Below are 11,172 nucleotides of genomic sequence, written 5' to 3'. Positions count from 1 at the left end.
TTTCTTAATTAATAATAATATGATTATTTCTGTTGTTATTATATTATATAAAATAACTTAAGCAAGAGGCATAGAAAATAAGTGGAAACGATATTTGCACAAAGCTCTGCATTCGGTAAAGCAGGCGTAGCAGTGTTTAGGATTTCTGGTCCTAAAAGTTTAGAAGTTTTACAGCTACTTACCGGTAGAAAGGACTTTAAATCGAGATTAATGTATTATCAACAAATTACAGTCCCTGAAACTAAGGAGCTAATCGATAATGTTATGGTTGTTTATTTTAAGTCACCTGGTAGCTTTACCGGGGAAGACGTAGTCGAAATTCACACGCATGGCAGTAAAGCTATATCTATAATGCTGACAAATGCATTATTAAATATAGCTGGTATTCGTTTGGCAGAAGCAGGAGAGTTTACCAAAAGAGCTTTTTTAAATAACAAATTTGATTTAACAGCAGCAGAGGGGATAGCCGATTTAATTAATGCCGAAACTATAATGCAGCATAAGCAAGCAATTAGACAAGCAAGCGGCAAACTTGAAGCATTATATAATAATTGGCGTAGTCAGCTTTTAAAAATTATCTCTCTGCTTGAAGCTTATATAGATTTCCCGGATGAAGATATACCTGATACCGTCCTTAATGAAGTTACTAATACTCATACAATTCTTGTAAATACAATATCGGAATATCTTAATGATAACAGAAAAGGAGAATTACTACGAAGTGGTCTTAAGCTTGCAATTATCGGTCCGCCAAACGTTGGTAAGTCTAGCTTACTAAACTTCTTAATGCAGAGAGATATAGCGATTGTCTCAAATATTGCAGGAACTACTAGAGATATAATTGAGGGACATTTAGACATTGGCGGCTATCCTATTATTTTACAGGATACAGCAGGTATAAGAGAAGAAAGTAGTGACATTATCGAGCAGGAAGGTATAAAACGAGCTATAAATTCAGCTAAAACAGCAGATATTAAAATTATAATGTTTGATGCCGAAAAATTAGACTCCTCTATAAATGAAGATATTATTAATTTAATTGATGAAAATACTATCATAATAATTAATAAAATCGATTTAATCGAAGCTAGTAAAATCTTTTCTATTGAAAATAAATATAAATGCTTAAGAGTTTCAGTAAAAAATAATATTGCTCTTTCAAGTATATTAAAAAATATTGAAAATATTGCCGAAAATATGGCAGGATTTACCGAAATTCCTTATATAACAAATCAGCGTCATCGTAACTATTTACAACAAGCTCTCTCACATTTAACGGCTTTTAGCTTAGATAATGATTTAGTTCTAGCAACTGAAGATATTAGAATGACGGTACGCTGCATCGGTGCAATTACGGGTGTTATCAACGTAGAAGAAATACTAGGCGAGATCTTTAAAAATTTCTGCATAGGTAAGTAATATTGTATAGCTCGTTCTATGTCATCCCCGCAAGGTATTATTGCATGGACACCAAATCATCATTGCGAGCGACTGTAAGGAGCGTGGCAACCTCATGAAACAGTAGATTTCTTGCATAACCTCCTTCTAAAGATAATTTGTACTTCAATCCGGTACTCACATCCGTTTCCTGTAAATTCCTCTTTATAAGATAGGTTATGCAAGAAGTCTAGTACAAAATGATTGCCACGTCGAGGCTTTGTCTCTCCTCGCAATGACGAAAAAACGAAACATTACAGCATAACAATCATCTTTCTCAAATCTTTCCATATATTAATTTATTTTAACTTTATCTTGACAAAAACATTAACATACTTTAGAAACCACGTTTTATTAATTAAAGGAGTAACATTATGGCATCTATATTAAATATAAATTTTAAATGCGTTATGCCTATATTTAGCAATGAAATAGTAAGCCGTTTACCAGGTAATGTAAACCACATCATTCATAAATTAAGCAGTACTATATTTTCATCAGTATATAGTACTATTGAAGGAGCTTTTAAAAAAGGTTATATAGTGGATAATACACAGTGTAATTGGAAAAACATTGAACAATCTTTCAATGAGTCCCCAAATGATTTTTCAATACTACACCAAGAGTGCAACAATGGTTTAAATATTCCAATACATAATATTTTTATCGATGCTGAAAATAATCCTCATATACTTTTACAACAAGCCGTAACACCTCATCAAAACGGTACGGCTAGTATTCTTAGTCAACTTTATAAAGTAATGAATGATTATATATTCTCTCAAGGCAATATTACCGAAACTAGCGGAGCTGATTTCTTAGGTTTAAATGAATGCACTAAAGAAGAAGCTATGAGTGCTTTACAAAACTATAACGCTTATAAAGAAACTTTAATCCCTCGTGAATCGTTTATAAATACTCTTGAAAATACTCTAAATCACTTAGGTCTCTCTTTAGATAATGTCTCTCCTACAGAAATAGGTAAAAATATTTTAGATCAACTCGGTAAAGCTTACACTGACCCTACTACTACAGAAAGACCTAACGATGATACAAATGACGGTGGATATAGCAGCGGTGCTTATATAGCTGGAATAGCATTAGGAACATTAGCTGTAGGTACGATCTTAGGGTATTGCATTAAATATGGATGGGATTGGTATAAGGGAAGAAATATAAAAAATGAAAATTTAGATTTAGTAATGAAGAATAAAGAATTAGCATTTGTAGAACTACTATATGAAAATTTTAAGAAGAATGCAGTTATATTCGATGAAGTTATAAAAATAAATAATTTACATGATATTATAAAACTAGCAAAATCTATTAAGGAATATGAATTCTCAATACTACTACTAACTAATTTAAATAATGAAATTGTAAAATTAAATTCCCCATCCTCTATAGCAATAAACTTAGATTCTTCAAGCGGAATATTGCATGAAATATGTAAGAGTCTTGGCGGTGATGATAGTTTTCAGACTATCAGCAACTTTGCACACTTAATAACAATTATACGAACAGCAAATCCCAAGTCTGAAGAATATAAAGAAAGCAGTATAGAAATATTTGAGATATTTAATCCTTGTTACACAGATATTAACTATCAAAATTGCGAAATGCCGTTATTAGCCGATGTATCATCACCATATAACTCCTTAGGTATAGAAGCATAGAACGTTGTTAGTACCATAACAAACTATTATTGACTTTTTGAAAGTTATATATAAAATGATGCTTAGAGTAGCAAAGTGCTATTTCGGGGTGTCGAAACCTCTGCCAAAAGTGAGAACATTTCGTACAAAACTGATGCAATCCTCGACTTCACGGTCGGGGTTATAATAGTTATGTCCAAGGTTTAAAGCTTAAGCTTAGAACCTAAAGGCTATTATGGCTATCGTTGATGGTTTTCTTACTCCCCCGACCACCAAGAGTTTATTTCTCTTCGGTGGTTGAAACTTAAGCAGTTTAAGTTTAATTAATCGGGAACAAATATGTCTGACCACAATACTAAAACCATCTCAAGACTCATCATAGAATTTATTTTAAATGAAAATAAAAAAATCTAAGAGCCGAGATAGCAGATTGACTAGAAAAACCTATAACAAAAAGCGATATCGAAAGAATAGAACAACGCTTAACAGAATGAGAAAAAATATTTAGTAATGATTTATAGCCTTGAAAATATCATCATCTCATTTTATTAACTACCTACTATAAAAATAAGCACTAAGATCATTATTAACCATTATGGTAAATAGTGCAAAAATAGCAAAAGACGGTAAGGTTTCTATACCAGTTTCATCATATTAATGTAGAGAGGTAGATGCTTTAAAAGGAGGAAGAACATACATAATCACACCCGCCAATATTAGCATGATTATTCCTAGAATAATACCTACTATATTAAATGCATTTATAAAAGTAATATTAACCTCCTTAATTAATTCGTGAGCAAATGAAGGTGGTAGTTGTTGAGCAATAATTATTCCTTCACCAATTGAGTCATGAGCTATTTCTGCAATTGATACAGAAACACCGTGAGGCATTACTAGATTGTTACTATAAAAGACGTAATACTCACAATAACAGCTATACTTAATACATTACCTAATTCATATGCTGTTTCTTGTAATGCTGCTGCACCTCCAGATCTCTCTGCCGGTACTGCATTCATCATAACTGTTACGGTGTAGAGAGGCATAGACTACTTCCTATACCAAGCAATCCAAGATATATAATATAGTATTCGATAATAAATCTCTATAGTCTAATATACTAGGTAAAATCAATGATATAGTAGTAAAGATAAGCCCACTAAACATTATGACACGTGCGATAAATCGTGTGAGTAAATATGGCATAACTAAAGATGCAATTAAAGCAAAAACTGCTGCAGGCAACATATAAAGACCTGCATACAAAGGACTTAACCCTTTGATAAACTGTAACCATAAGGACATAAGATACATTATGGATCCTAAGACACACGTAATCAGCAAATAAACTATTACTCCTATACTAAAATTGCTAATTAAGAATAAACGCATATCCACTAACGGATCATCACTTTTAAGTTGGCATAACGTAAGGTAAATATTATTAGTAACACAATGCCAATTAATAGCATTCAGCCGGATGCTAGATTCATAATACCGTATTTAGCCAACATCTTAATGCCTTGAACTAAAGCTGCCATCCCAAAAAACGATTGAAATACTCCTATCCAATCCCATGGGTTCATTACTAGGATTAGATGATTTAGGAATCCAAACTATACCAAAAGCAATAATTACTAATGCAATAGGTGCATTTATTAAAAAATGCAAATTGCCAACTTAAAAGCTCAACCAATACTCCTCCTAGTACTGGTCCTATAGCTGCTCCTACGGTTGCCATTATTCCCCACACGGATATTGCGATCATACGTTCATGTGTATTATAAAGTGGAAGGCATCATCACTGATCCTCCTAACCCAAGTAAAGCACGACATAATACTAATCCCCATGAGCTATCAAATACATAAACTAACATTGAAGCGATGGAAAAAACTAAAAGCCCCCAAAGTAATAATCTTGTACGACCAAATCTATCTCCTAATGCACCTGCGGTAATGAGAAGACCTGATAATACTAATGCATATGCATTGATTATCCATAATTGTTATAAATTAGATGGTTTTAAATCAAGGATTATAGTAGGCATAACAGCATACAAGACTGTAGCATCCATCGATACCAAAAGTAAGCAAATGCTTAAAATAATTAAAATATGCCATCTAAATTTATAAGATATAGATGATGAATTATCTTTAGCGATATATTCAGTTTGCGGAAATTGTGGTACCATATGTGATAAGTTATTTAATAAGGGTTTTACTAAATCTATCTTTTTCGAGAACTATGGGACTGTTAACAAGTAATTTAATTAGCTTTAAAATTTCTTTTGTTAATAGTCCTAGGTTAATTCAGTTGGTAACATAGTAAACAAGTCCAAATCAATTAACCATAACACAAGTAAATTTAACATCTAAGCATCACCTAGTATGGAAGTCAAGATTTAATCTTACAAGCACAATAACATAAATAAAATTTGATTTTTCTTTCTCAAGCTTATATTTTAATTGGTAAGTTTGTAATATGGAAATTTATGTCAAATACAGATAAGGAAAGAGCCATTGCCGCAGCACTCGCACAAATTGAAAAAAGCTACGGTAAAGGTTCGGTAATGAAACTAGGGCAGCGTCCGCATGTTGATATAGAGGCCGTATCGACCGGCTCACTTGGGCTAGATATAGCTCTTGGAATCGGCGGTGTTCCCAAAGGTAGAATCATCGAAATTTTTGGTCCTGAAAGCTCAGGTAAAACCACTCTAACATTGCATTTAATTGCAGAAGCTCAAAAAAAGGGTGGTACATGTGCTTTTATTGATGCCGAGCATGCATTAGACCCTGCTTATGCTAAAAAATTAGGCGTAAATATTGCTGAGCTTATTATTTCACAGCCCGATACAGGTGAACAAGCCCTAGAAATTGCCGATACGTTAATTCGCTCCAGCGGTATTGATATGATAATAATAGATAGTGTTGCGGCTTTAGTACCGAAATCAGAGATTGAGGGCGAAATGGGTGATGCTCAAATGGCTTCTCAAGCAAGGTTAATGAGCCAGGCTTTGCGTAAACTTACTGCATCAATTAATCGCACCAATTGTATTACTGTTTTCATCAATCAAATCAGAATGAAAATAGGTGTGATGTTCGGTAGTCCTGAAACTACGACAGGCGGTAATGCCTTAAAATTCTATGCTTCTGTTAGGATCGATATAAGAAGAATCGGCTCCATTAAAGACAAAGAAGAAGTAATAGGCAGCCAAACCAAAGTAAAAGTAGTCAAAAACAAAGTATCTCCTCCATTTAAAACTGCAGATTTTGATATAATGTACGGTTCAGGTATTTCAAAAGAAGGCGAGATAATCGACCTTGGAGTTAAGCTTGATATTGTTGAGAAATCCGGCTCTTGGTTTTCCTACAAGAACGTACGCATAGGTCAAGGGCGTGAAAACGTCAAACAATATTTAAAAGAACATCCACAAATTTCCAACGAAATTGAGAAAATAATACGTGAAAAATCGTCAAAAATTACTAATATAAATCTTGATCAAACGGAGGAAGAAAATGATTGATTTAACAGGTAAAACTTCCTTAATTACTGGAGCTTCAGGAGGCATAGGCGGAGCTATAGCGAGGTTACTGCACAAACTCGGAAGCCATGTAATTATTAGCGGTAGTAATGAGGAAAAATTAAAATCCCTTGGAAAGGTTGTAAAAGATAATTATACGATAGAAGTATGTAATCTTGCCGATAAGGAAGAATGTAGCAATTTAATATCTAAAGCATCAAAGTTAGATATTTTAGTATGTAATGCCGGTATTACTAGCGATACGCTAGCAATTAGAATGAAAGATGAAGATTTTGACAAAGTTATTGATATTAATTTAAAAGCAAATTTTATTTTAAATCGTGAAGCAATAAAAAAAATGATACAAAACAGGTATGGACGTATTATTAACATATCTTCAATAGTAGGAATTTCAGGTAACCCCGGGCAGGCTAATTATTGTGCTTCTAAAGCAGGTTTAATAGGTATGACCAAATCGCTCTCTTACGAAGTTGCAACCAGAGGCATTACGGTTAACACAGTAGCTCCAGGATTTATTAAATCAGATATGACCGATAAACTAAATGAAAAACAAAGAGAAGCTATAATACAAAAAATTCCGCTAGGCACTTACGGTATGCCGGAAGACGTGGCAAACGCAGTTGCATTTTTAGCAAGCGATCAGGCATCATATATTACCGGTCAAACTATACATGTAAACGGCGGTATGTTAATGGTATAAAAATTAATAAGATTATTTTGTGCTAGCATAAAATAATTTTTTGTGCTAGAAGTTCTTTTAAAGATAAAATGCGATGAATATTTTAAATAAATATTCATACAGTTAAAATAAAGTATAATAGCTGAATAACTGCTATTATACGGCATATAAAATTAAATGATTTATGGAGTTCAAAATTATGAGTACAACGGATAAGATCGAACAGAAAGTTATTGAAATGGTTGCTGAAAAGCTAAATAAAGATAAATCGATAATAACTACGGATTCAAGATTTATAGAAGATTTGAAAGCTGATAGCCTTGATACCGTAGAGTTAATGATGGCAATAGAAGTTGAATACGGTATTGATATCCCTGATGATGAAGCCACTAAAATTAAAACCGTATCCGATGTTATACAATATATCAAAGAACGCCACTCTTAATCTGCATAAAAAATCCCTACTAATAGATAATTAAAAATGTCAAATCAAAGAGTAAATAAAAGAGTAGTTATTACCGGACTTGGACTTGTTACTCCTGTTGGGCTTAATGTTAACTCATCTTGGAAAAATATTGTAGATGGAGTAAGCGGTATAAAAACTATTACAGAATTTGACACTTCTAAACTTGCGTGTAAAATTGCCGGACTTATAGATAACTCTGAGAAAGATGGATTTAAACTTGAAAATTTCACACAAGCAGATGACATTAATAGACTAAGTAAAATGGATAAATTTATCCATTACGGAGTAGCAGCCGCAACCGAAGCAGTTGAAGATAGCGGCTGGTTACCCGACGATGAAAAATCTCGTGATAGAACCGGCTTGATATTAGGTTCAGGAATCGGCGGGCTTAAAATGATTGAAGATACCTCTATCAAACTTTATCAAGAAAATAACGGCAAAGTTAGTCCTTTCTTTATCCCCGCTTCATTAATTAATCTTTTATCCGGTCTTGTTTCTATAAAATACGGTTTTAGCGGTCCAAACCAAACGGCAGTAACAGCTTGCTCTACAGGGGCACATGCTATAGGCGATGCTATGCGTATGATAAAGCACGGCTATGCCGATGTTATGATCGCAGGCGGTGCGGAAGCTCCAGTTACACCTGTCGGAGTTGCAGGTTTCGTTGCTGCTAGAGCATTATGTACTAAATATAACGATAATCCTAAAAAAGCCTCAAGACCTTGGGATAAAGACCGCAGCGGCTTTGTTATGGGTGAAGGAGCAGGCGTTGTAGTCTTAGAAGAATATGAGCATGCCTTAAATCGAGGGGCTAAAGTTTACGGTGAAGTTATAGGATATGGCTCTACAGGTGACGCCTATCATATGACAGCTCCACATCCTGAAGGTAGAGGAGCTTATAGAGCGATGAGAGACGCAATGCTAGATGCAACTATCACGCCCGATATGATTGATTATATTAATGCACACGGTACTTCTACTACACTTGGTGATGGAATAGAATTAGCAGCCGTACAAAAATTATTTTTAGAAGCGAATCCCAAAGTTTTAATGTCTTCTACTAAATCATCAATAGGACATTTGCTTGGTGCGGCAGGAAGTGTTGAGTTTATCTTTTCAGCTCTTGCAATTAGAGACCAGATTGCACCGCCAACCTTAAACTTAGATACCCCTATGGATGAGGTGAATATAGATTTAGTTGCACTGAAAGCTAAGAAAACTAAGATAGATTACGTGCTTTCCAACTCGTTCGGATTCGGTGGTACTAATGCTAGTTTAGTGATTAAGAGTATACTCGTTTAATTTAAAAAATTGGCACAAAGTCCTATAAGCACTGTACTCACGTATTAAGTATATGTTCCGCTCCTCGTCTTATGGACTCCTTGTGCTTTTCCAAATTAAACTTCGTTTACCAACCTTTAACTTAATGTCATTCCTGCGAAAGCAGGAATCCTGTAAAACATATAAAAACTTATTTTTATATGTTTATTCTATCAAATATGTAATTTTGTACCAATATTAAGGTTATTTTTCTAGATTCCTGCTTTCGCAGGAATGACATAAAAACTAGCCAATAATCAACTATGACCCCAATTTATTACATTAAAGACGGTAACTTAAGTTTTGCGGATAAAGTAATTTTATCTGATTTAGAACTTTATTTGTACACAGGCGATAAGATTTGTCTTATAGGACGTAACGGCTGCGGGAAATCAAGCTTAATGAAAGTCATATCAGGTGATTATGAGTTAGATAACGGTGCATTATTTCAAGATCCTTTAGTTACAACCGGTTATTTAAGACAAGATATTTCTATAAAAACTCATCTAACTGTTTATGATTTTGTCTTACAACAAACAGATAGTACAAAAGAAATAGATAAATACCAAATCGATATAATTCTAGAAAAATTACAAATCAACGGAACAGATAATTTATCCACCTATTCAGGCGGTCAACTGAGAAGAGCAAGCCTTGCTAAAACTTTAATATTAGAGCCGGAAATGTTACTACTTGATGAACCGACTAACCATCTAGATATTGCAACAATCGAATGGTTAGAAGAATTTGTTAAATCTTATAACGGTGCTATTATTTGCGTTAGTCATGATAGAACATTCCTCTCAAATGTTACTAATAAAATTTGGTGGCTTGATAGAGGAATTTTACGTAAATCCGATAAAGGATTTAAATTTTTTGATGAATGGCAAACAATTATCATAGACCAAGAAGAAGCCGCTCTTCGGAAATTAAATAAAAAATTATCTCAAGAAAATGAATGGTTAAATGCCGGTGTTACTGCTAGACGTAAACGAAATCAAAAGAGACTTGCGGATTTGAAAGCTTTAAGAGCAATAACACAAGAACAGACTGCAAAACTAGCTAGTTCAACACAAAGAGTTAGGGCAGAGCTTGCCGAAAATATAGCTAAAAGTAAATTCATTATTGAAGCAGATAATATTACTTTTAGTTATAAAAATACTAAAATTATTGATAATTTTAGCTTTCGTGTAAAAAACGGCGAGAAAATTGGTATAATCGGTGCAAATGGCTCAGGCAAATCTACCTTTATCAAACTACTAACAAAACAGCTTACCCCTGAAAGCGGCAAAATTATATATGGCGGTAATTTAGATATTTCATATTTTGATCAACATAGAGAAAAACTAGAGCCTAATCATACATTACAACAAACTTTATGTCCTACAGGCGGTGATCAAGTATTTTTGCCACACGGTAAAACCATGCATGTTGCCGGTTATTTAAAACAATTCATGTTTAATCCTAAACTACTTAATGCAAAAACCGCTATTTTATCAGGCGGTGAAGCTAATAGATTATTACTTGCAAAAATTCTAATTAACCCTGGCAATCTGTTAATTTTAGATGAACCGACTAATGACCTCGATATGGATAGTCTGGAAATTTTACTAGATATACTTACAGATTATTCAGGTACTTTAATAGTCGTGAGCCATGATCGTGACTTTTTAGATAGGTTAGTTACTAGAACTTTAGTTTTCGCTCAAGGTAAAATTCATGATTCAACAGGAGGTTATGAAGATTATAAGCAGTATTTTACTACCTCTCCTATAGCCAAAAAAGCTTCAAAACCACTACCACTAACTGCTCAAAAAGAACCTCTAAATAAAAAGCTATCTTATAAATATCAGCGTTTGCTTGAAACATTGCCCAACTATATTGAAAAGCTAGAAATATCCATCAAACACTTAGAAAAAGAACTTGAAGACGTTAATCTATATTTAGATAATCCTCAAAAATATAACCGCATTACTAGCCAATTAATTAATGATAAAAAGAAACTAGACGAGTTATTAAATCAATGGCTAGAAATACAAGATTAATTTTTATTAAAATTTTCTTGACTTA

General features: G+C 33.5%; 12 protein-coding genes. 7 read left to right on the top strand and 5 right to left on the bottom strand.

The annotated features are described in order from the left end of the window. Positions 1-81: 81 nt before the first annotated feature. The gene (gene mnmE, locus RPR_RS03185) at positions 82-1,419 is read left to right on the top strand and encodes a tRNA uridine-5-carboxymethylaminomethyl(34) synthesis GTPase MnmE (protein WP_012736656.1); all 1,338 of its coding nucleotides are present in this window, start codon (positions 82-84) and stop codon (positions 1,417-1,419) included. Between the two features lie 392 nt (positions 1,420-1,811). Further along, on the top strand, positions 1,812-3,113 hold the full coding sequence (locus RPR_RS03180) for a DUF5460 family protein (protein WP_012736655.1): 1,302 nt from the start codon (positions 1,812-1,814) through the stop codon (positions 3,111-3,113). 633 nt (positions 3,114-3,746) lie between these two features. On the opposite strand, the gene RPR_RS03175 is transcribed toward RPR_RS03180, so the two are convergent. The 5 genes from RPR_RS03175 to RPR_RS08975 form a co-directional block, all read right to left on the bottom strand. Beyond that, on the bottom strand, positions 3,747-3,986 hold the full coding sequence (locus RPR_RS03175; RefSeq protein WP_085065650.1) for a hypothetical protein: 240 nt from the start codon (positions 3,984-3,986) through the stop codon (positions 3,747-3,749). A gap of 2 nt (positions 3,987-3,988) precedes the next feature. Beyond that, positions 3,989-4,141: an MFS transporter gene (locus RPR_RS08055; protein WP_146603329.1), complete on the bottom strand. Its 153-nt coding sequence runs from the start codon at positions 4,139-4,141 to the stop codon at positions 3,989-3,991. A 557-nt stretch (positions 4,142-4,698) separates the two neighbouring features. Continuing rightward, a complete protein-coding gene (locus RPR_RS09480; protein ID WP_016926570.1) occupies positions 4,699-4,836 on the bottom strand; it encodes a hypothetical protein in 138 nt (45 codons plus the stop codon). A 40-nt stretch (positions 4,837-4,876) separates the two neighbouring features. After that, positions 4,877-5,053, bottom strand: a complete 177-nt coding sequence (locus RPR_RS09475) for an MFS transporter (RefSeq protein ID WP_266105331.1) — start codon at positions 5,051-5,053, stop codon at positions 4,877-4,879. A 48-nt stretch (positions 5,054-5,101) separates the two neighbouring features. Continuing rightward, on the bottom strand, positions 5,102-5,287 hold the full coding sequence (locus RPR_RS08975) for a hypothetical protein (protein WP_228368887.1): 186 nt from the start codon (positions 5,285-5,287) through the stop codon (positions 5,102-5,104). A 300-nt stretch (positions 5,288-5,587) separates the two neighbouring features. Between RPR_RS08975 and recA the strand changes: the two genes are divergently transcribed. From recA to RPR_RS03130, 5 genes are all read left to right on the top strand, one after another. Beyond that, entirely contained in the window at positions 5,588-6,619 is a 1,032-nt protein-coding gene (gene recA, locus RPR_RS03155) for a recombinase RecA (protein ID WP_012736654.1), read from the top strand. Continuing rightward, on the top strand, positions 6,612-7,337 hold the full coding sequence (gene fabG, locus RPR_RS03150; protein ID WP_012736653.1) for a 3-oxoacyl-ACP reductase FabG: 726 nt from the start codon (positions 6,612-6,614) through the stop codon (positions 7,335-7,337). Before recA ends, fabG begins: the two co-directional genes overlap by 8 nt. Positions 7,338-7,500: 163 nt before the next feature. Beyond that, on the top strand, positions 7,501-7,761 hold the full coding sequence (acpP, locus tag RPR_RS03140; RefSeq protein WP_187145806.1) for an acyl carrier protein: 261 nt from the start codon (positions 7,501-7,503) through the stop codon (positions 7,759-7,761). 36 nt (positions 7,762-7,797) lie between these two features. Further along, entirely contained in the window at positions 7,798-9,084 is a 1,287-nt protein-coding gene (fabF, locus tag RPR_RS03135; protein ID WP_012151303.1) for a beta-ketoacyl-ACP synthase II, read from the top strand. Positions 9,085-9,365: 281 nt separating this feature from the next. Next, positions 9,366-11,147 (top strand): ABC-F family ATP-binding cassette domain-containing protein, encoded by a 1,782-nt coding sequence (locus tag RPR_RS03130; RefSeq protein ID WP_012736651.1) that lies wholly within the window; start codon positions 9,366-9,368, stop codon positions 11,145-11,147. Positions 11,148-11,172: the final 25 nt, after the last annotated feature.

The organism is Rickettsia peacockii str. Rustic (assembly GCF_000021525.1).
GTDB classification, from domain to species: domain Bacteria; phylum Pseudomonadota; class Alphaproteobacteria; order Rickettsiales; family Rickettsiaceae; genus Rickettsia; species Rickettsia rickettsii.
This window is presented reverse-complemented; position numbering and strand designations above follow the sequence as displayed.

What these genes read in the sequence shown, in the direction of transcription:
- RPR_RS03180 (WP_012736655.1), top strand. Translation starts at nt 1,812, where the DNA reads ATGGCATCTATATTAAATATAAATTTTAAATGCGTTATGCCTATATTT.
- RPR_RS03175 (WP_085065650.1), bottom strand. Translation starts at nt 3,986, where the DNA reads ATGCCTCACGGTGTTTCTGTATCAATTGCAGAAATAGCTCATGACTCA.
- RPR_RS08055 (WP_146603329.1), bottom strand. Translation starts at nt 4,141, where the DNA reads ATGCCTCTCTACACCGTAACAGTTATGATGAATGCAGTACCGGCAGAG.
- RPR_RS09480 (WP_016926570.1), bottom strand. Translation starts at nt 4,836, where the DNA reads ATGGCAACCGTAGGAGCAGCTATAGGACCAGTACTAGGAGGAGTATTG.
- RPR_RS08975 (WP_228368887.1), bottom strand. Translation starts at nt 5,287, where the DNA reads ATGGTACCACAATTTCCGCAAACTGAATATATCGCTAAAGATAATTCA.
- recA (WP_012736654.1), top strand. Translation starts at nt 5,588, where the DNA reads ATGTCAAATACAGATAAGGAAAGAGCCATTGCCGCAGCACTCGCACAA.
- fabG (WP_012736653.1), top strand. Translation starts at nt 6,612, where the DNA reads ATGATTGATTTAACAGGTAAAACTTCCTTAATTACTGGAGCTTCAGGA.
- acpP (WP_187145806.1), top strand. Translation starts at nt 7,501, where the DNA reads ATGGAGTTCAAAATTATGAGTACAACGGATAAGATCGAACAGAAAGTT.
- fabF (WP_012151303.1), top strand. Translation starts at nt 7,798, where the DNA reads ATGTCAAATCAAAGAGTAAATAAAAGAGTAGTTATTACCGGACTTGGA.
- RPR_RS03130 (WP_012736651.1), top strand. Translation starts at nt 9,366, where the DNA reads ATGACCCCAATTTATTACATTAAAGACGGTAACTTAAGTTTTGCGGAT.